We start from the raw sequence: 18929 nt of genomic DNA, 5'->3' as shown, positions 1-18929 counted from the left end.
TCGTCCTAGGTATCAGACTGCACCCCGTCCAGGACCAACGCGTAGCTCTCTAACGCCTCGCCGGTGGCCCGGTAGCGGCCCTCGGCCGCCAGCGCCCCGTCGACAATCACCTTCTTGCTTTCCATCAGCGCCTTGACGCTCTCGGACTGCGAGCTCCCGACCTCCAGCGCGCGCAGGTTCGCCGCGCACCGGTTAATCATGTCGGCGACGGTGCGCATCTTCTGTGCCCCGCCTCGGATGACCACCGGATCCCCCGGAGTGGGATCACCCGTCAGACCGAGGGCAGACCAATCTGTGGGGCGCATGCTGGCTCCTTCCATGGCGAGTTACCAGTCGGCGTAAACCACCAAGTCACTAAACAGCTACTAAACAGGTCAAGCCGATAGTAAGCGAATCCGCGGACCAAAAGTAGGACTCGCCATTCGGCGCCCCTGGCCCGCCCCGCGGCTGCCGCCAAGCGCCTCACTCGTCGTCCGCTGGCACTACCGCCTGGCGGTTATGGTTCAACCAAACCCACTTAACCGTGGACCTTGCCACCCATAGCAGCAGCGTCACGGCGGTAAAATCCAGCAGTTCTTTCACGTGTAGCAGGACGATCGTGTCCGCGGAGTATGCCCGTAGGTTCGCTCCTGGCTCGCCCAGCAACGTAGTCAAGCCCAGGGATCCAGCGAAGTAAAGAAACATCGCCATCGCGATCGGCAGCAATAGCCGCTGCGGCCACCGCCGCAGGACAATACCGATCCCAGCCAGCAGCGGCAGCGCCACCCGCAACGCGCCCACCACCAGGTCACGCAACGCATAGAACTCTGCCTCCGTCAGGTCAAAGAAGGTCTGCCCGAAATTTATCCATACTTCGTCAACCTCCACCGACCTCACCGCGGAGAAAAGCAGCACCAACGTCATCAATCCCCACCACCAGCGCATCCTTTTGGCGCCCAGCGCCGCATTCCAGCAGAACCAGCCACCGCCCAGTCGCAGGAACCGCCCCCACCAGGCGGGCATGCTGTAGTTGGCTCCAACCGCGAGAAAGTCCCACGTCTTCCACGCCTCCACGTCCCCCGCCGCAGCCTGCCCTAGGTGCCACCACGCCAGCCCCGACAGCAACACCAGGATGAATGAAAATCCCAGCAGCGCCTGCACCAGCGGGAAAGGGGGCTTCTGCATGGACTCGGACCGTCTTCTCGGCATCAGGCTCCCTTCGCGGCGACAAAAGGGTGTGGGTGAGAGATAGCTCTCACCCACACCAATTATGCCGTCAGCGTTCGACTATTTCTGCACCAGGGTCGGGCTCTTGCGCGAAGTCAGCACCTGATCGACGATGCCGTACTCGTGGGCCTGGGGCGCGGTCAGAATCTTGTCGCGCTCCAAATCCTGGTGAATCTTGTGTCGATCCTGCCCGGTGTGCGCCGCCAGCGTGTCCTCCAACCAGGCCCGCATCCGGTCAATCTCGTTGGCCACGATCTCGATGTCCGAGGCCTGCCCGTGCATGCCTTCCATCGCCGGCTGGTGGATGAGCACTCGGGCGTTCGGTAGCGCCAAACGCTTACCCGGCGAGCCCGCCGCCAGCAGCACCGCAGCGGCGCTGGCCGCCTGCCCCAGGCACACCGTCTGGATCTGCGGTTTGATGTACTGCATCGTGTCGTAAATCGCGGTCAGGGCCGTAAACGAACCCCCCGGCGAGTTGATGTACATCGTGATCAGACCGTCGGGGTCCATCGATTCCAACACCAGCAGCTGGGCCATGACGTCGTCTGCCGAAGTGTCATCGACCTGGACACCGAGGAAGACGATCCGGTCCTCAAACAGTTTGGCGTACGGATCCTGCCGTTTGTGCCCGTAGGCGGTCCGCTCCTCAAACTGCGGCACGACGTAGCGTGCCTGCGGTAGCTGGCGGGCCACCGCCTCAAAGTAGGGACGAGTGCTCGCCATATCAGTTCTCTCCGTTCTTGCCGTCAATCTCGCGGGCCGAGCGCACAATGTGGTCCACGAAGCCGTACTCCAGTGCCTCGGCGGCGCTGAACCAGCGGTCTCGATCCGAGTCGGCGATGATCTGCTCGACCGTGTGCCCCGTGTTGGCTGCCGTGATCTCCGCCAGTTCCTGCTTCATTTTGATGATCAGGTCCGCGTTGATGCGAATATCGGTGGCGCTCCCCCCGGCTCCGCCCGACGGCTGGTGCATGAGCACCCGCGCGTGCGGAGTGATGTAGCGCCGCCCCGGGGCGCCCGCCGACAGCAGGAACTGCCCCATCGACGCCGCCAGTCCCGTGGCCACCGTGACCACGTCCGGCTCGACGTACTGCATGGTGTCGTAGATCGCCATGCCCGCCGTCACGGAGCCGCCCGGAGAGTTGATGTACAGGTAAATGTCGCGCTTCGGGTCTTCCGCAGCCAGCAGCATCATCTGGGCGCAAATGGCGTTGGCGTTGTCGTCTCGCACCTCCGCACCTAACCAGATAATCCGTTCCTTCAACAGCCGACTGAAAATGTGGTCGTTCAGCGCCAGGCCGTTGCCTCGACCTTCCGAAACAGGCAGGTCCACGGTTTCCTCCTCATCCCATGTTTGCTGCCTCGAACATTAGTGCCCCCGGGTACGGCGCACAGACCGTTTCGACCCCTTTTCGCGGTAGGCGCACCCAAGTACAAAAGGCGGCGGGGCGCACGGCAACTGCCATGCGCCCCGCCGGACTCTATCCTCAGGCTTCGTCGCCGTCGCCCGCCTCGATGTCTGCCGCCGCCTGGGCCGCCAGCCGCTCGATCTCGGCGTCGACGGTGGCCGCCGCCTCGTCAGACTCCACCAGCTCGGCGGCCTGGGCCGCCAGCGCTTCCACCTGCGCCTGGGCGTCGGCGGCGTCGGACCCAACGAACTTCTCCAGGTCCACCACCTCGCCGTCGCTGTCCTTAACGGTCACGTTCCGCAGGGCCAGGGCGATGGCCTTGTTGCGGCGCACCTCGGACGCGAAAGCCGGAATCTGCCCGGCGCGGTCAGCCCCGGAAATGAACTGGCCGGGCTCCACACCGTACTGCTGCGCGGTCTGCAGCAGGAACTCGATGAGCTCACCCTGGGTGATCTCCACCTCGTTCTTCTCGGCCAGCACGTCCAGCAACAGCTGGGCCCGCAGGGCCTTTTCGACGTCCGCGCGCACCTCCGCGGCGTGCTCGTCGTCCTCTTCCTTGCCTTCGGCCGCCAGGTGCCGCTTGACCTCTTCCTCCACCGGCGTCTTGGGCAGATCGAAGGTCACGGTCTCCAGCAGGTGGTCGACCAGCTTGTCGCGCGCCGTAATCGCCTGCCCGGCGGCGGCCCGCTCCCGCACGGTCTTCTCCAGGTCCGCGCGCAGCTCTTCCACGGTGTCAAACTCGGAAGCCAGCTGGGCGAACTCGTCGTCCACCTCCGGCAATTCCCGCACCTTCACCGCGGTGACGGTGACCTGGACGTCGGCTTCCTGCCCGGCGTGCTCACCCCCAGCCAGCTTGGTGGTGAAGTTGACGGTCTCGCCCGCCTTTGCACCGGTGACCGCCTCGTCGAGGCCCTCCAGCAGGTTACCGGACCCAATCTCGTGCGACACGCCAGAGACCTCGTCGATGACCTTGTCGTCGATGGTGGCCTGCAGGTCCAGGGAGAGGAAGTCGCCCGCCTGGGCCTCCCGGTCGACGCCCGTGAGGGAAGCAAAGCGCTCCCGCAAGCGGGTCAGCTCTTCCTCGACACTCTCGGCGTCAACGGCCAGCGAATCGACCGTCAACTCCAGGCCGCTCAGATCCGGAATGTTGATCTCCGGCCGCACGTCCAGCTCAGCGGTGAACTTCAGCTCGGTGGCGTCCTCCACGCCCGGCACCGCAACGACGTCAACCTCGGGGCGGGACATCGGGAACAGCTCGTTCTCCTCCAAGGCCGCCCGGAACGCCTCGTCGATGGCCGGGTTGACAGCCTCCTGCATCACGTAGCCGCGGCCAACGCGCTGGTCAATGATGCGGGCCGGGACCTTGCCCTTACGGAAACCAGGGACAGAGATCTGCTTCCCAATTTCGGCGTAGGCCGCCTTCAGGTGCGGCTCCAACTCTTCGGCCGTCACCTCGACGGTCAGCTTGACGCGGGTCGGGTCGAGCTTTTCGACAGCGCTCTTCACTTGGTGGACTCCAGTCAGTGGATCGGTACGGGCGGGTGTGCTCCCGCTTTCATCCGGGCCAGTCTAGGCGTAGTAGCACCTTTCAGGCACATTCACGCGTGTGGTTTTGGCCGTGCGCGTGATATTTACCGCCAACGGCCGTGCAGGGTGACCGAGGAGTCGGCGTGCACGATCTGGGCGCTCAGGCCCGCCAAGACGTTGGTGGCACCGCGCCGCACCACGGTGGCGGTAGCCGCTGCGTTTGCCTGCACACAGGTGGCGGCCAACACCGTGACGGCGCGCGGTGGATCCACCACTGGCTGGCGGGTGCGGGGATCAACGATGTGGTGCAGGATACGCCCGGCGTGCGCCCAGCGGCGCGAGTGAGTGCCGGTGGTGGCCAGCGCCATGCCGGCGGGCACGGTCACTTCCCGTCCGCCGGCCTCCCCCGGCAGGCGCACCCGCCACCCGTCGGCGGGGGCTGGCCCGGCCGTCGCCAGGTCTCCCCCGATGTCAACCAGCACCCCGCAACCAAACTCGGCCGACATGGTCTTGGCGAGTTTGTCGGCGGTGAAGGCCGGGGCGCATACCCCCAGGTCCAGCACTAGCCCCGCCGGGCCATATAGCTGCCTGTCGTGCCACCGCAGGCTCCGCCAGGTGGGCAGGCTCGCCCGCCGCGCAAATTCGGTCTGGAACTGGCGCGCGTCAACCGGACGCTGCCAACCGCGCGTGGTCAACTGCGGATCCACCGCTACCTGGGTCTCGGCCACACGGGTCGGGGAGAGCAGACTTGCCACGTCCTCGTCGTAGCCGAGGTGCGCCAAGGTGGGGCCGATGGCCGCATCCACGTCGCCGTCAGTATTTTCAGCGATTTCCAGCGCGGTCCGGATGAGCTGAGCCAACAGCACGCTGGGGGTCACGCCGGTGGCGAGGTGCGGGGCCAGGCGATTTATCTCGGAAGTGGGATCGAAACGGGAAGCCACATCCGCGACCGCGGCCAGCATGTGCCGGGTGTAGTCGACGGCCAGCCCCAACGCTAGGGGGTTGGTGGTGACAACGGTGACGGGGGTGGACCATTCGAAAAGTTCAGCGATCGCCAAGCCGGGGGTCAACGACGTCGCCGTGGCGGCAACTGCCACCTGAGGTCCGCGAGACAGATTGGGCTCAGTCATGCGGCGATGCTATGCGCCCGAACTGAAAAAAGTGTTGAAAGTCACCGAAAGCTGGATCGGAATCAGTGGTCGGGCTGGCGGGACTCGAACCCACGGCCTTCCGCTCCCAAAGCGGACGCGCTACCACCTGCGCCACAGCCCGTCTCGACGGGCCTACTTGCCCGACACAGAGCGGGTGACGGGAATCGAACCCGCGCAATCTGCTTGGAAGGCAGAGGCTCTACCATTGAGCTACACCCGCGATCAGGTTTCCCTGACAACGCAGCAGTATAGCGTTCGGCGGCCCGCAAGCAAAAAACACCTCCCGGTCACCCAGGCAGCGCCCGCGTCCCGCCCCGGCCCCGCATAGCAATTTGGGCCCCGCCAGTGGCGGGGCCCAAATAGTTACGCGTCGTCGATCAGTCGATGCTGATCAGACCCAGCTTGTACGCCTTGTGCAGCCGACGGGGAATACGCAGCTCCCGCCCCTGGACGCGGACGTTGTCGAGCCCGGTGAGCTCAGCCTTCCACTGCGACCGACGAGCGCGGGTGTTGCTGCGGGACATCTTGCGCTTGGGAACTGCCATGAGCCCTGCCGCTCCTTCCAACTCTTGAGACTGTGCGCCACAGCCCCGGTTGGGGCCCCGGACTAGGTGTCCGTTGCGGCAAACCAGGCAATCTTAACAGCCCAATTCGCCCATGCCTGCCCGGGCGGCGTGGCGTCGCCCACGTTGCGGGGTGAGAAAATCACTCGGTGAACAGGCAGCTTACCCCGCCCCCGCGTCGCTCCCCCGCCCCGGGGGGCAGCTGGGAGGCAGAGATCGAGATTAAGCGTTCCCGTTTCATTGCCCGGTTGGCGCACGCCGACTCGGAGGAGGGGGCACGCGCGCATATTGCGCAGGCGCGGGCCCAGTTTCCCACGGCGCGCCACCATTGCAGTGCCTTCATCCTCTTTGGCGAGGGGGCACTAAACGTGGAGCGCTCCTCGGACGATGGCGAACCGGCCGGGACAGCGGGCACCCCCATGCTGGAGGTGTTACGCGGGGCGGGTTTGACAGATGTGGCCGCGGTGGTCACCCGCTATTTCGGTGGCGTGCTGTTGGGCACCGGTGGCCTGGTGCGCGCCTATAGCGAGGCGGTGCGCGCAGCCCTGGCCGTCGCGACGCTGGTGGACTGGCAGGTGCGGACGGTGGCTAATTTGGCGGTGGACTTCGCGGTGGCGGGTCGTTTTGAATCCGAGCTGCGCGGGCGCGGGGTGGAGATAATGCAGGTGGACTATGCCCAGCAGGCAATTTTGCAGGTGGCGTTCGCCCCCGCAGCCCTAGCGCAAGTCCAGGAACTGGTTTCACGACTGTCGGCGGGGGCGGTGGAATTGTTAGTGCAGGGCGAGCAGTGGCGCCCACTGGGGAGCTAGCCTCGGCCCGCACCGGGTACCGGTTGGCAGGCGGCCCGCCCACCCCCTAGACTGATTCACTGATTAACTATTTCGGCTGTTAAGGATCCTGCCTCCCATGACTCTCGTGCACAGCATCACGGACCTGGTCGGCCGCACCCCGCTGGTGCGCCTAAACCGGCTCGCCCCGGCGGGCGTCGACGTCTATGTCAAACTCGAATCGCGCAACCCCGCCTTCTCCGTCAAAGACCGCATCGCCAAAGCCATCGTCGAGGCCGCCGAGGAGGCGGGGGAATTGCAGCCAGGGGGCACGATCGCTGAGGCCACCTCCGGCAACACTGGCGTGGCCCTGGCCATGCTCGGCGCGGCCCGCGGCTACCAGGTGGTGCTGGCCATGCCCGAATCGATGTCGAAGGAGCGCCGCGCCTTGGCCCGTGCCTTCGGCGCCAAACTGTTGCTCACCCCGCCCAGTGAGGGCATGCGGGGCGCGGTAGCGGCCATCGACCAGTACGCCGCCCAGCACGCGGGAGTCGTAAAGGCCCGGCAGTTCGCCAACGCCGCCAACCTGCGGGCGCACCGGGAGACGACCGCCGTCGAGATCTGGGAAGACACCGACGGCCAGGTCGATATCTTCGTAGCGGGCATTGGCACCGGCGGCACCGTCTCGGGGGTCGGGCAGGTGCTGCGGGAGCGCAAGCCCGAGGTGCAGATCGTTGCCGTGGAACCCGCCGACTCCCCCCTGCTGGCTACCGGCCAGGCCGGGCCACACAAAATCCAGGGCATTGGTGCCAACTTTGTGCCCGAGATTCTCGACACCGAGGTCTTCGGGGAGATCCTGCACGTCTCCGCCGACGATGCCTTCGCCACCGCGCGGGCGTTGGCCGCCCAGGAGGGCATCTTGGGGGGCATCTCCAGTGGCGCCAACGTGTGGGCCGCCCTGCAGCTAGCGCAGCGTCCCGAATCTCAGGGCAAGACCATCGTCACGGTGCTCACCGACACCGGCGAGCGCTACATCTCTACTCCGCTGTGGGCTGACCTAGCCGAGTGAAAGATGGGCGGGGGACGCACCAGCTGCTTCCCCCGCCCACTGGCTCTAAACTCGGTGATATGCACTCTTCGGGAATATCACTGCGCCAGCTCATGCGGGAAGACCTCGAGGCCGCCCGCAATTCTGATCCAGCCGCCCGCTCCCGTCTCCAGGTAGCTATCACCTACCCCGGAGTGCATGCGGTGTGGGCCCACCGCTTAGCGCACCGACTGTGGCACACCAAGCGCGGCAAGCTATCGGCGTTGATGCTGGCCCAGCTGGCCCGCACGTTCACCGGTATCGAGATTCATCCGGCCGCCACCTTGGGGCGTCGTCTGTTCATCGATCACGGCTCCGGGGTGGTAATCGGGGAGACCGCCGAGGTGGGCACCGACGCGGTTATCTTTCACGGGGTAACCCTGGGCGGGGTGTCGATGACCCCAGGGAAGCGGCATCCCACCCTCGGCGACCGGGTGATGGTGGGGGCCGGGGCAAAGATTCTGGGCCCCATCTCCATCGGCAACGACGTGCGTGTTGGCGCGAACGCGGTGGTGGTAAAACCGGTGCCGGACTGCCATTCCGCAATCGGCATTCCCGCCCAGAATCGCCCGTTGACCAAGCAATGCCAGAGTGTCGAACTGATTGTCGACCCGACGTTATTTATCTAATCCGCCGGTTTACTACTTCGCCGAGGCCCGCGTGCCAGAATGTGGACATGAGCACTCGAACAATGCGGATCGAGGCCACGGGCCTGACCGGACTTGAAAGAACCACCCTGGTTCAGGTGCGCGAGCTGGAAGTAAGCGACTGCGAAGAGCTGTCCCAGCTGTATCTAGACTCCTACCCGCCGGGCGTGGCCGCCGGCTCCCTCGAAGAAGCGCAGGCAGAAATGCGTTTAGCCTTCGACGGTGGCTTTGGTCAGCTTATTCCGGAGGCCACGCTGGGGGCCTTCGACGGCGACCGGTTAATAGGCGCCGTCATGACGGTGGTGGACCCGCCGTGGGACGACGTTCCCCCCGGCCCCTTCATCATCGAACTTTTTGTGGCCCCCGACGCCCGCAGCCAGGGCGTGGCCACGGCATTGCTGTCGCTGGCCGCCGAGAACTGTTCCCGCCAAGGCCAGGACACCCTCTCCCTCCGGGTGGATATGCACACGGCCTCCGAGGCGTTCCGCCTGTACGAGTTCTTGGGCTTTGCGACGGTCGAGTAGCACCCTGCGCCCGCCCGCGCTGCAAAGGCTGACGGGCGGACGCAGGCGGCTAGCGGCCCGCTTCGTACTCGTCTAGCAAGCCGATACGACGCGCATGGCGCTCATTGCCACTAAACGGGGTGGCCACAAAGGTCTCGACCATGGCCAGCACGTCCGCCAACGGGTGTTGCCGCGCCCCGATGGCCCCCACGTTGGCGTCGTTGTGTTCCCGCGCCAGCTGCGCGATTTGTGTGCTCCACAACAGCGCGGCCCGGATCCCCGTGACCTTATTGGCCGCGATCTGTTCACCGTTCCCCGAGCCCCCGAAGACGAACCCCAACGACTGCGGGTCTTCCGCGACGGCGGTGGCCGCCTCGAAGCAGAAAGGCGGATAGTCATCCAGGGCATCAAAAACATGCGCCCCGTAATCCACCACCTCGTGGCCGAGGCCGCGCAGATGCGCAGCTACCGCGTTCTTCACTTCAAAGCCGGCATGGTCAGTTGCTAGATGGATGCGCATAGGTCAATCCATACCACCTTTTGCTGTGCCTGCCAGCTCCGCCGGGCCGCCAACCAGGCGCGTGATCTTGTTTGCTGACCACAGACGGACACGCCCGGCTAGTCCACCAGCGAAACCACCGTCCCACGCAGGGTGATCACCACTACTATCGCGTGCATGACTGACTTCTCGGACCCCACCATCTACGACCCCAACATCCGTCCCCAGGACGACTTCTATCGGCATGTGCAAGGCACCTGGCTGCGGGATTTTGAGATCCCCGCCGACCGGGCCATGCACGGTTCCTTCCACGAGTTGCGCGACTTAGCTGAGGCGCAGGTCCGAGAGATAGTGGAGGAATGCGCCGAGGCGGCGGGCGCAGGCACGGCCACCGGGGCCCAGGCGCGCGTCGGGCACCTCTACCGCTCTTTCATGGACACCGAGCAGGTGGAAAAGCTGGGGACTGCTCCCCTGGACCGCGACTTCGCGCTCATCGAGCAGACCACCTCTGCTGCCGAACTGGCGGCAGCATTGGGGGCGCTGGCCCGCACGGGTGTGGCCAGCGTCGTCGACTTCGGTGCCGAGGCCGGTTTCTCCGACCCGGAGCACTACTATCTCTTCTGGTCGCAAAGCGGCCTGGGGCTGCCGGATGAGGCCTACTACCGGGAAGAAAAGCACGCCGAGACGCTGGCCAAGTACCGCGAGCACGTCGCCCGCCAAGCGACCAACGTCGGGCTGGGGGGCGCTCAGTTCGCCGCCCGGGTGGTGGACTTCGAAACTGCCTTGGCGCAGGGCCACCGCGATCAGGTCACTGCCCGGCAGGCAGAGAAGATGAACAACCCGTTCACCTGGAGCGACTTCGTCGCCGCCCACCCGGGCTTCAACTGGGAAGGGTACGCGGCCGCGTTGAGCCCCGACGCGAACTTCCCGCAGGATCTCATCGTCATCGAACCTGAGTACTTTGCGCACCTGGCCAGGCTCTGGCCGGATACCGACCTGGCGATTTTGCAGGACTACGTGCGCTGGTGCGTCGTGCGGTCCCGGGCCCCCTACTTGAGCGCGGCCGTCGTGGAGGAGAACTTCGATTTCTTCGGCCGGACCTTGACTGGGGCCGAGCAACTGCGCGACCGGTGGAAGCGCGGCGTGGGCCTGGTGGAAGGAGCCATCGGGGAAGAGGTCGGCAAGGTCTTCGTGGCCACGCACTTCCCGCCCACCCACAAGGAGGCTATGCAGGAGCTGGTGGCCAACCTGGTGGCGGCCTACGAGGAGTCCATCTCGGCCCTCGACTGGATGGGTGAGGCCACCCGCGCTAAGGCCCTGGCCAAGCTCGCGGCCTTCAAGCCCAAGATTGGCTACCCGGACCAGTGGCGGGACTACTCGGCCCTGACCCTGGGCGGCGAACTGGTGGAAAACGTGCGGGCGGCCAGCGCCTTCGAGACCGACTTCCAGCTCGGACGCATCGGCCAGGAAGTCGACCCGCACGAGTGGCTGATGAGCCCGCAGACCGTCAACGCCTACTACCACCCGCTGCGCAACGAGATTGTTTTCCCCGCCGCGATTCTGCGCCCGCCATTCTTCGAGATGGGAGCGGACCCCGCGTTGAACTACGGCGCGATCGGGGCCGTGATCGGCCACGAGATCGGACACGGCTTCGACGACCAAGGCTCGAAGTACTCCGGCGATGGCAAGCTGGAGGACTGGTGGACGGCGGAAGACCGCGCCGAGTTTGAACGCCGCACCAGCAAACTGATCGAGCAGTACGACGCCTTTGTGCCTGCCCAGCTGGCGGGCAGCGAACATCACGTCAATGGCGCCTTGACGGTGGGCGAGAACATCGGGGACCTGGGCGGGGCCAGCATCGCTTTGAAGGCTTACCGCTTGGCGCTGGCCAAGGAGGGCATCGCCTCGCTGGCGGACGCCCCGGTCATCGACGGCCTGACCGCGGTGCAGCGATTCTTCTACGCCTACGCCCGCATTTGGCGGCTGAAGGCCCGCGACGAGGCGCTGATCGAGCAGATTTCCACCGACCCCCACTCCCCCACTGAGTTCCGGTGCAATGGCATCGTGGTTAACCTCGACGAGTTTGCCGAGGCTTTCGACGTGCAGCCGGGCGATGGCATGTGGCGGGACCCCGCAGACCGGGTGCGCATCTGGTAGCAGCGACATGCGACGCGGGAGCGGGCCCGAGGAGGGCCTGCCCCCGCGTCGCCGCCTCTGTGCCGGGCTAAAAATGACGCGCGGGCGGTCCATCTGTCATGATGCGGGGATTGCACCTATTGGCATACCTGAGGGAAAGAAGTGCAAATGCCTGGAGAAAACCTCACTCGCGTGGAAGCGGAAGAGCGCGCTAGCCTCGTCCACTCTGCCGCTTACCAGGTTGAACTGGATCTAACCGCAGGCGAGGAGACGTTCTTCTCGCGCACGACGGTGACCTTCGCCGCCACCCCGGGCGCCGAGACGTTCATCGACCTGATCGCGGGTTCGCTGCGGGCGGCCAACCTGAACGGCACGGATCTGGACTTGGCCAGCTACACCGATTCGCGCCTGCCGCTGCCGCAACTGGCCGCCGAAAACACCCTGGTGGTGGAAGCGGATTGCGTCTACTCGCACACCGGCGAGGGCCTGCACCGGTTTGTGGACCCCGCCGACGGGCAGGCCTACGTCTACAGCCAGTTTGAGGTCGCCGATTCGCGGCGCGTGTTCGCGGTTTTTGAGCAGCCGGACCTCAAGGGGACGTTCCAGTTCACGGTCACGGCCCCCGCCGACTGGCAGCTGTTCTCCAACTCCCCGACCCCGCAGCCGCTCCCGGTCCGCGACGGGGTGGCTCGCTGGGAGTTCACGCCGACGGAGAAGATGAGCTCCTACATTGCGGCGATTGTGGGCGGCCCGTTCCAGGGGGCAACCGGCTCGCTGACCTCGGCAGACGGGCGCGAGATCCCGCTCGGGGTGTGGGCCCGCGCCTCGCTCGCCGAGCACCTGGATGCCGAAGAGATCATGGACATCACCCGGGCCGGGTTTGCTTTCTACGAGTCGCATTTCGCCTGCCCGTACCCGTTTAGGAAGTACGACCAGATTTTCGTGCCCGAATTTAATGCCGGTGCGATGGAAAACGCTGGGTGCGTAACGTTCCGCGATCAGTACGTCTTCCGCTCCAAGCCTGTGGAGGCCATGGTCGAGCGCCGGGCGGTGACGATCCTGCACGAGTTGGCGCACATGTGGTTCGGCGACTTGGTGACCATGAAGTGGTGGAACGACCTGTGGCTCAACGAGTCGTTCGCCGAGTTTGCCTCCACCCTGTGCACCGCGGAGGCGACCCGCTGGAGCCAGGCCTGGACCACGTTCGCGTCGCTGGAGAAGGCGTGGGCCTATGCCCAGGATCAGTTGGCTTCGACCCACCCGATCGTGGCCACCATTAACGACCTGGAAGACGTCGAGGTCAACTTTGACGGCATCACCTACGCCAAGGGCGCGTCTGTACTGCGCCAGCTGGTGGCGTACGTCGGCCGGGAGGAGTTCTTTGCCGGACTGCGGGCCTACTTCGCGAAGCATGCTTGGGGTAACACGGTGCTGGCGGACCTGTTGACCGAGCTGGAGGCCACCTCGGGACGGGACTTGCAGGCCTGGAGCTCCGTCTGGTTGGAGGAGGCGGGTATCACGCTGCTGCGGCCGGAAATCGAGACGGACGCCGACGGTGTGGTCACCCGCGCGGTGTTGCACCAGGAGGCTTTCAGCCCGGGGGCGTCGCTGCGTCCGCACCGCCTCGTGGTGGGTTCCTACAACCTGGTCGACGGCCAGCTGCAGCGCACCGGTCGCCTGGAGCTCGACGTCGACGGTGCGGTGACGGAACTAGGTGACCTGGTCGGGCAGCCCCGGCCTGCCCTGCTGCTGGTCAACGACGAGGATCTGGCCTACGCCAAGGTCCGCTTCGATGCCGAGTCGCTAGCCACAGCCCGCGCCCATGTCGCTGACTTGTCCGACTCGATGGCCCGGGCGTTGATTCTGGCCGGGGCGTGGGACATGACGCGGGACGGCGAGTGGTCGGCGCGCGACTACATCGACCTCGTGCTGGGGGCTCTCGGCACCGAGACCGATTCGACGGTCATTATGATGTCGCTGCGCCAGCTCAAGACGGCCCTGACGCAGTACGTGGCGCCCGCCAACCGGGAAGCCACCGCGGTTGAGGTCGGCGAGCGCCTGCTGCGCCTGGCACAGACCGCCCCGGCGGGCTCGGACGCGCAGCTGCAGCTGGTCTCGGCGGCCGCCCGTCACATCGCTACCCCGGACCACGCTGAGGCGATCGCCGCGCTGCTGCACGGTGAACAGTCGCTGATGGGACTGGAGATCGACGTCGACCTGAAGTGGACGCTAGTCATCGGTCTGGCAGCTGCCGGAGCGCTCGGCGAAACCGAGATCGCCGAGTTTGAAGCGGCCGACAACACCGTCACCGGCAAGCAAAAGGCCGCGCAGGCGCGCGCCAGCCTGCCGACGGCCGCCGCCAAGGAGGCCGCCTTCAAGGCTCTGGCGCACGACGACACGCTGCCCAACGGCATGGTCGAGCACATGGTGCCCGGCTACCGCGACACCGCCGACGTGGCGTTGCTGGTGCCCGGCGGGCGGGAGTACTTCACCCTGTTGTCGCAGTGGTGGAGCGAGCGCACCGGCGAGATGGCCCAGACCCTGGTGGAGGCCCTGTTCCCAGTGGAACTGGCCGGTTGGGGCGAGGAGCTCGGCTTCGACGTTGTTGCGGCGGGCCGCGACTGGCTGGCGGCCAATCCCGACGCTGCCCCCGCCCTGCGCCGCCTCGTGGTAGAAGGGCTGGACCGGGCCGAGCGAGCGGTGCGTGCGCAGGCAGCTGACGTGCGCTAGCTCAGCCAGATAGCCGGGGCCCCAGAGAGTGACTCTCTGGGGCCCCCGGTGCGTTGGGAATCTACTATTAGAAGGACGTCCGTGCTCGCTGTTAGCTGTTCACCCCTGTCTCTTCGCACGGTGCCACAGTTAATAATTGAGACATTTTTCGTTCAAAAGTTCACCTATCCCGTATATAAAGGTCCCTGGAGTGAAACACAACCTTGCCGCCCCAAGTCCGGCCACCCACATCTTGACCTCGCTATCGATATCCAAAGTTCCCGCGGTTTCCAGCTCGAAGGCTTGAATCCGCGTGTAGGGAATCGTGGTATAAGCCGTCTTCTTCCCAGTCAATCCTTGTCGGTTCATGAACAATACCCGACGATCGGTGAACACTACAGCGTCACGTATGCCCTTAAACCCCAAAACCACTCGCTCATTTTCCATGAGCACCGGCGAAAATTCCGCAGAAATATCACAAATATCCACCATCTCAAGCTTGTTTACGGCGAACCACGACATGTCCAGCCCCACTGTTTTTCTCCTTTAACCTCTACCGATCTTCCCGTCTAATGACGGTGGCCCCTCCCGCTGGAGCGGGAGGGGCCACCCGGCAGGCTCCTAGGCGAGTGTGGCGGTACAGACCTTCTGGTCGACGTCCAACACGTTGCCTGTAGCTACCTTTACGCTGGAGACTTGTCCGGCCTTGGTGAAGACCACTGGAGTAATCAGTTCACAGCCCTGCTCACGCAACACCGCAAGATCCACGCGGATGATCGGCTGACCAGCCTCCACCACGTCACCCGTAGCGGCCAGGGCCTCAAAGCCCTTCCCGCCGAGCTCCACGGTCTCCAAGCCGATGTGCACGAGCATCTCGGTGCCCTTCTCCCCCTCGAGCGCAAACGCATGCAGAGTGTTGAACACCTTGAGCAACTTGCCAGCAATCGGGGCACAGACTTCGACAGTCGTTACCCCCGGAGCGGGCCGGACCGCAAATCCATCTCCCAGCATTCGCTGCGCAAACACAGGGTCCGGAACTTGGTCCACCGTCACCACCTCACCAGCAAACGGCGGGAGAACATCCAGCTTTTGCTTCCCCAAACCGAACATGGGCGCCTCCTTAGGCTTCTTGCTCGCCGCGCAACTCGACCGACTCGGAGGCCAGCAAACGGGCCACCTCGTCGTACACGAACTGCACCTGCGGGCCGACGATCACCTGGACGGACTTCTGCGAGGGACGCACAACCCCAGCCACGCCAGCCTTCTTGATCTCAGCTTCCTTCACTGCGACGTTGTCCTCGGTGATGACACGCAGACGCGTAGCACAGTAGTCCACCGACACGATGTTGGCAGCACCACCCAGGCCGGAGACAATCTGGGAAGCCACCGCGGTCATCGAGGCATCGGCCGCCAGAGTGGCGCCCTCGTCGGTGTCGTCACCGCGTCCCGGGGTCTTCAGGTTGAGTGCCCCAATGAGGAAGTAGAAGACAGCGAAGTAAATGCCTGCGTAGATCACGCCGAGCACCAGCAGCATCCACCACTGGTTGGCGATCGGGTTCTGCGTGGACAGCAGCATGTCAACGAAACCAGCCGAGAAACCGAACCCGGCGGTCCACTTGAAGGTAGCCGCGATGAACACCGCCAGACCAGTCAGCAGGGCGTGGACCAAGTACAGCAGCGGCGCAACGAACATGAAGGCGAACTCGAGAGGCTCGGTGACCCCGGTGAAGAACGAGGCCAGAGCACCGGCGATCATGAGGGAGTACACGGCCTTCTTGCGCTTGGAATCGGCCCGGAGGTACATGGCCAGGGCGGCGGCCGGGAGACCAAACATCATGACGGGGAAGAAACCGGCCTGGTAGCGACCGACCTCACCCACGACGGTGCAGGCTCCATCAGCCCAAACACCCGGGCAGCTGGCGACGTCGGTGGCGGCCTTGGCAGCATCAATGGTGGCCGAGCCATCGAGGAACTTGCCGATGTCGTTCACACCGATGGTGTCGAACCAGAAGATCGAGTTCAGCGCGTGGTGCAGGCCCGTCGGGATGAGCAGGCGGTTGAAGAAAGCGTAGATACCGGCACCAATGGCACCCATACCTTGGATCATCTGCCCGAACGAGAATAGGCCGTGGAACAGGAACGGCCAGACAAAGTACAGGATGCCCGCCAGCACGATCGAGAAGAGGGTGGTCAGGATCGGCACCAGGCGGCGGCCCGAGAAGAACGCCAGGAAGTCCGGCAGCTTGGTCCTGGAGAACCTGTTGTACACGTAGGCCGCGAGGATACCGACCAGGATACCGATCAGGACGTTCTTGTCATTGATCTTGTCCCAACCCTGCGACTTCCAATCAATGAGGGCTCCATCCTCGAGAGCGGCCACATCGACGCCCTTGTAGCCAGCCACAGCCGTTTCAGAGATAAGCGCCTTGACAGTGGCGTAGCCCAGGAAGCCCGAGAGTGCCGCGGCACCACTACTATCCTTGGCCAGCCCGAAAGCGATCGCGATGGCGAAGATCCAACCCAGGTTGTCGAGAACGGCGGCCCCGGCCTTGATCAGGATGGCGGCGGCAATGTTGTTGGCGCCCCACCCTGTCGGGTCAAGCCAGTACCCAACACCCATCAGGATGGCGGCCACCGGCATCACTGCCACAGCCCCCATCAATGCTTTGCCGAGCCTTTGCAGGCTCGTCATAATCGTGTCTTTCACAGGAACTCCTTTGATTCTCGTGAGGGATGCAAACAGATGGACGACACGGCAGCGCCAGCTGATCGGACAGGGACGCACGCGCCACAAGCCTTCCAGCTTCCATCCAGCTTTTGTAGTCTAGTCCGACTTTTTGCCGGTTGCCGCACACTAAGCCGCAGCGGCAATGTGATCCACTTAGCATTTTGGTAGCCGGTGCTGCGGGGGAGCTGCTCCAGCGGGGAGCGGCCGACCACAACAGCACAGCCCCGCACCCGACCACCTAGACATGGTGCGGGAAGCGCTGTTCCGGTCCGTTGTTCCACTGAAGCTCCTCTTTGAGCGTCTAACCCGACAGATTAGATGCGTCGTCACCATTGACGAACGTCGCCAATCGGGACGATCACGCAGTGAACATAGGCTACCGACCACGGGGTGTCAAGCATCCACCGCCCCTTCCCCAAGCATTGTTTTGCAACAGTTAAGCAACAGCGCAAGCCCTCGCTCCCGCTCAAGAGCGTTTTAATTCCAGGACGGGGCAGGCAAGCGTGGCCCAAGGGTGCGATCACAGTTAGGATGAAGGCAAACCAAGCACACAGGAGTGAGCAATGAGCCAGGCAAAGCAGATACTGGGGGCCCTCGGAGGCAGCGCCAACATCATCGACCTCGAGCCGTGCATCACCCGATTGCGGGTGGAGCTCCACGACGGCGACAAGGTCGACGAGGCCATGTTGAAGGAAGCTGGGGTATACGGGCTCATGCGCATGGGGGACGTCGTCCAGGTGATCGTGGGCCCCAACGCCGACGCGATCGCAGAAGAGATCGCAGACTTGCAGTGAGTCTGCGGCTCTCAAGCCCGCTGTCCGGGACTATCGTGGCGCTGCCCGAAGTCCCGGACGCGGCTTTTGCCGACGAGCTCCTCGGCCCCACTCTTGCCATCGCCCCTTCCCCCGGCGAGCACGCGGTTCGTGCCCCGTGCGCTGGTAGGGTTTTCAAGCTCCACCCGCACGCCTTCGTGCTGGCGACCGCCGACCGGCTCGTGCTAGTGCACCTCGGCATAGATACCCTGCATTTACGGGGCGAGGGATTCACCCTGCATGTGGCAGCAGACGACGCGGTGTCCGCAGGCCAGCTACTTGTCACCTGGGACACCGCCGTGGCCCGCACCCGCGGCCTGTCACCGCTCACGCCCGTCGTGGCCCTGGACGGCAGCAAATTGCGGCGCAAAGCTAAACCCGGCCAGGTGGTACAGACCGGCGACCTGTTGGCAATCTGGCCCTAAGACCGCTTTCTTCGCCAAGGGCTACTGGAAGAATGCTGCCCATGCAGAACCTTCCCCTGCCCACCGCCACGCTCGCCAAGCTCACCTCATTTGCCCGCTCCGGGGGGCTCCTCATCGACCTGGACGGCACCATCATCAACTCCGAAGCCGGGCACCAAGCGTTGTACGCCGAGTTCTTCACTGCCCAAGGCTGGCAGGTTTCGGCAGAGCTTCGCCGCCAATTCTCCGGTCGCCGAGCCGCCGATTCATTTCGGCTCCTTCCCGGACCGTGGCAGGGCCAAGACCCTCAGGAGCTGGAGGCTGCCGCTTACGCCTTCATGCTGCCGCGCGAACCGGACCCCGAACCTGTCCCGGGCGCGCGGGAACTGGTGGAGTCCTTTAGCACGGTCTGTGTCGTCACCTCGGCCCTGCGCCACTGGGCCGAACGCGGCGTCCGCGCGGTGGGCCTGGAACCAACAAACTTGCAGTTCGTGACCGCAGAAACCACCACTTTGGGCAAGCCGGATCCGGAGCCATACCGGTTGGGTGCCGCTGCGCTTAATTTGCCGCCCGCTCGCTGTTTGGCGGTGGAAGATACTCCGGCCGGTTTGCACTCAGCGCGGCAGGCCGGCTGCGGCTTTCTCATCGGTCTGGCCACCTCCCACGCGCCACAGGCTCTGCAAGCAGCGGGGGCGGATCTGGTTGTCCCCACCCCGGCCGAGCTGCTGCCCTTGGGATAGCAATGCAGATAGCTGTAAGGGGGCCAGGATGTCCTGGCCCC

The 18929-nt window shown here is 64.8% G+C and carries 20 protein-coding genes and 2 tRNA genes; 9 read left to right on the top strand and 13 right to left on the bottom strand.

Annotated elements, in window-relative coordinates; translation table 11 throughout:
• Positions 1 to 5 precede the first annotated feature (5 nt).
• The 9 genes from BSZ40_RS04110 to rpmF form a co-directional block, all read right to left on the bottom strand.
• Positions 6 to 305 (bottom strand): hypothetical protein, encoded by a 300-nt coding sequence (locus BSZ40_RS04110; protein WP_073823570.1) that lies wholly within the window; start codon positions 303 to 305, stop codon positions 6 to 8.
• A gap of 157 nt (positions 306 to 462) precedes the next feature.
• Positions 463 to 1188 carry a hypothetical protein gene (locus BSZ40_RS04105; RefSeq protein WP_073823568.1) on the bottom strand — a complete coding sequence of 242 codons (726 nt, stop codon included), beginning with the start codon at positions 1186 to 1188 and terminating at the stop codon, positions 463 to 465.
• Between the two features lie 78 nt (positions 1189 to 1266).
• Positions 1267 to 1929, bottom strand: coding sequence for an ATP-dependent Clp protease proteolytic subunit (locus BSZ40_RS04100; RefSeq protein ID WP_073823566.1), 663 nt, complete (start codon positions 1927 to 1929; stop codon positions 1267 to 1269).
• Position 1930: 1 nt separating this feature from the next.
• Positions 1931 to 2539: an ATP-dependent Clp protease proteolytic subunit gene (locus BSZ40_RS04095; RefSeq protein WP_073823564.1), complete on the bottom strand. Its 609-nt coding sequence runs from the start codon at positions 2537 to 2539 to the stop codon at positions 1931 to 1933.
• A gap of 154 nt (positions 2540 to 2693) precedes the next feature.
• On the bottom strand, positions 2694 to 4121 hold the full coding sequence (gene tig / locus BSZ40_RS04090; RefSeq protein WP_073823562.1) for a trigger factor: 1428 nt from the start codon (positions 4119 to 4121) through the stop codon (positions 2694 to 2696).
• 125 nt (positions 4122 to 4246) lie between these two features.
• Positions 4247 to 5272, bottom strand: a complete 1026-nt coding sequence (locus BSZ40_RS04085; protein WP_084542609.1) for an FAD:protein FMN transferase — start codon at positions 5270 to 5272, stop codon at positions 4247 to 4249.
• A 66-nt stretch (positions 5273 to 5338) separates the two neighbouring features.
• A tRNA-Pro gene (locus tag BSZ40_RS04080) sits at positions 5339 to 5414 on the bottom strand.
• Between the two features lie 28 nt (positions 5415 to 5442).
• Positions 5443 to 5513: transfer RNA gene (locus tag BSZ40_RS04075), tRNA-Gly, on the bottom strand.
• A gap of 157 nt (positions 5514 to 5670) precedes the next feature.
• Positions 5671 to 5838, bottom strand: coding sequence for a 50S ribosomal protein L32 (rpmF, locus tag BSZ40_RS04070; protein ID WP_073823558.1), 168 nt, complete (start codon positions 5836 to 5838; stop codon positions 5671 to 5673).
• 167 nt (positions 5839 to 6005) lie between these two features.
• On the opposite strand from rpmF, the gene BSZ40_RS04065 reads away from it, so the two are divergent.
• The 4 genes from BSZ40_RS04065 to BSZ40_RS04050 all read left to right on the top strand — a co-directional run bounded on the left by BSZ40_RS04065 (position 6006) and on the right by BSZ40_RS04050 (position 8881).
• The gene (locus BSZ40_RS04065; protein ID WP_073823556.1) at positions 6006 to 6665 is read left to right on the top strand and encodes an IMPACT family protein; all 660 of its coding nucleotides are present in this window, start codon (positions 6006 to 6008) and stop codon (positions 6663 to 6665) included.
• Between the two features lie 97 nt (positions 6666 to 6762).
• Complete coding sequence (gene cysK / locus BSZ40_RS04060; protein WP_073823554.1) at positions 6763 to 7692, top strand: cysteine synthase A; 930 nt, start codon at positions 6763 to 6765, stop codon at positions 7690 to 7692.
• A gap of 59 nt (positions 7693 to 7751) precedes the next feature.
• Positions 7752 to 8339 (top strand): serine O-acetyltransferase, encoded by a 588-nt coding sequence (gene cysE / locus BSZ40_RS04055; protein WP_073823552.1) that lies wholly within the window; start codon positions 7752 to 7754, stop codon positions 8337 to 8339.
• Positions 8340 to 8386: 47 nt separating this feature from the next.
• On the top strand, positions 8387 to 8881 hold the full coding sequence (locus BSZ40_RS04050) for a GNAT family N-acetyltransferase (RefSeq protein WP_073823550.1): 495 nt from the start codon (positions 8387 to 8389) through the stop codon (positions 8879 to 8881).
• 49 nt (positions 8882 to 8930) lie between these two features.
• On the opposite strand, the gene BSZ40_RS04045 is transcribed toward BSZ40_RS04050, so the two are convergent.
• On the bottom strand, positions 8931 to 9380 hold the full coding sequence (locus tag BSZ40_RS04045; protein WP_073823548.1) for a ribose-5-phosphate isomerase: 450 nt from the start codon (positions 9378 to 9380) through the stop codon (positions 8931 to 8933).
• A 156-nt stretch (positions 9381 to 9536) separates the two neighbouring features.
• On the opposite strand from BSZ40_RS04045, the gene BSZ40_RS04040 reads away from it, so the two are divergent.
• Complete coding sequence (locus tag BSZ40_RS04040) at positions 9537 to 11516, top strand: M13 family metallopeptidase (RefSeq protein WP_073823546.1); 1980 nt, start codon at positions 9537 to 9539, stop codon at positions 11514 to 11516.
• A 147-nt stretch (positions 11517 to 11663) separates the two neighbouring features.
• Positions 11664 to 14225 (top strand): aminopeptidase N, encoded by a 2562-nt coding sequence (gene pepN / locus BSZ40_RS04035; RefSeq protein ID WP_073823544.1) that lies wholly within the window; start codon positions 11664 to 11666, stop codon positions 14223 to 14225.
• Positions 14226 to 14354: 129 nt separating this feature from the next.
• Here the strand turns inward: pepN and BSZ40_RS04030 are convergent, their stop codons facing one another.
• The 3 genes from BSZ40_RS04030 to nagE form a co-directional block, all read right to left on the bottom strand.
• Entirely contained in the window at positions 14355 to 14738 is a 384-nt protein-coding gene (locus BSZ40_RS04030; protein WP_245793828.1) for a PH domain-containing protein, read from the bottom strand.
• Between the two features lie 87 nt (positions 14739 to 14825).
• Positions 14826 to 15314 carry a PTS sugar transporter subunit IIA gene (locus BSZ40_RS04025; RefSeq protein ID WP_073823542.1) on the bottom strand — a complete coding sequence of 163 codons (489 nt, stop codon included), beginning with the start codon at positions 15312 to 15314 and terminating at the stop codon, positions 14826 to 14828.
• A 10-nt stretch (positions 15315 to 15324) separates the two neighbouring features.
• A complete protein-coding gene (gene nagE, locus BSZ40_RS04020; protein ID WP_245793826.1) occupies positions 15325 to 16911 on the bottom strand; it encodes an N-acetylglucosamine-specific PTS transporter subunit IIBC in 1587 nt (528 codons plus the stop codon).
• Positions 16912 to 17495: 584 nt separating this feature from the next.
• On the opposite strand from nagE, the gene BSZ40_RS04015 reads away from it, so the two are divergent.
• Genes BSZ40_RS04015 through BSZ40_RS04005 form a run of 3 tightly spaced genes read left to right on the top strand, consistent with a single transcriptional unit; the run spans position 17496 to position 18888 of the window.
• On the top strand, positions 17496 to 17726 hold the full coding sequence (locus BSZ40_RS04015) for a PTS sugar transporter subunit IIB (RefSeq protein ID WP_073823540.1): 231 nt from the start codon (positions 17496 to 17498) through the stop codon (positions 17724 to 17726).
• Complete coding sequence (locus BSZ40_RS04010) at positions 17723 to 18169, top strand: PTS sugar transporter subunit IIA (RefSeq protein ID WP_073823538.1); 447 nt, start codon at positions 17723 to 17725, stop codon at positions 18167 to 18169. The genes BSZ40_RS04015 and BSZ40_RS04010 overlap by 4 nt, the downstream gene beginning before the upstream one ends.
• 41 nt (positions 18170 to 18210) lie before the next feature.
• Positions 18211 to 18888, top strand: a complete 678-nt coding sequence (locus BSZ40_RS04005) for an HAD family hydrolase (protein WP_158020863.1) — start codon at positions 18211 to 18213, stop codon at positions 18886 to 18888.
• Positions 18889 to 18929: the final 41 nt, after the last annotated feature.

The organism is Buchananella hordeovulneris, from assembly GCF_001907235.1.
GTDB lineage: Bacteria > Actinomycetota > Actinomycetes > Actinomycetales > Actinomycetaceae > Buchananella > Buchananella hordeovulneris.
The sequence above is the reverse complement of the archived record's forward strand: the minus strand, read 5'-3'. Positions and strand labels throughout refer to the sequence as shown.

Coding starts and splice junctions, on each gene's coding strand:
- BSZ40_RS04110 (WP_073823570.1), bottom strand. CDS start 305: ATGCGCCCCACAGATTGGTCTGCCCTCGGTCTGACGGGTGATCCCACT.
- BSZ40_RS04105 (WP_073823568.1), bottom strand. CDS start 1,188: ATGCCGAGAAGACGGTCCGAGTCCATGCAGAAGCCCCCTTTCCCGCTG.
- BSZ40_RS04100 (WP_073823566.1), bottom strand. CDS start 1,929: ATGGCGAGCACTCGTCCCTACTTTGAGGCGGTGGCCCGCCAGCTACCG.
- BSZ40_RS04085 (WP_084542609.1), bottom strand. CDS start 5,272: ATGACTGAGCCCAATCTGTCTCGCGGACCTCAGGTGGCAGTTGCCGCC.
- rpmF (WP_073823558.1), bottom strand. CDS start 5,838: ATGGCAGTTCCCAAGCGCAAGATGTCCCGCAGCAACACCCGCGCTCGT.
- cysK (WP_073823554.1), top strand. CDS start 6,763: ATGACTCTCGTGCACAGCATCACGGACCTGGTCGGCCGCACCCCGCTG.
- cysE (WP_073823552.1), top strand. CDS start 7,752: ATGCACTCTTCGGGAATATCACTGCGCCAGCTCATGCGGGAAGACCTC.
- BSZ40_RS04050 (WP_073823550.1), top strand. CDS start 8,387: ATGAGCACTCGAACAATGCGGATCGAGGCCACGGGCCTGACCGGACTT.
- BSZ40_RS04045 (WP_073823548.1), bottom strand. CDS start 9,380: ATGCGCATCCATCTAGCAACTGACCATGCCGGCTTTGAAGTGAAGAAC.
- BSZ40_RS04040 (WP_073823546.1), top strand. CDS start 9,537: ATGACTGACTTCTCGGACCCCACCATCTACGACCCCAACATCCGTCCC.
- pepN (WP_073823544.1), top strand. CDS start 11,664: ATGCCTGGAGAAAACCTCACTCGCGTGGAAGCGGAAGAGCGCGCTAGC.
- BSZ40_RS04025 (WP_073823542.1), bottom strand. CDS start 15,314: ATGTTCGGTTTGGGGAAGCAAAAGCTGGATGTTCTCCCGCCGTTTGCT.
- BSZ40_RS04015 (WP_073823540.1), top strand. CDS start 17,496: ATGAGCCAGGCAAAGCAGATACTGGGGGCCCTCGGAGGCAGCGCCAAC.
- BSZ40_RS04005 (WP_158020863.1), top strand. CDS start 18,211: ATGCAGAACCTTCCCCTGCCCACCGCCACGCTCGCCAAGCTCACCTCA.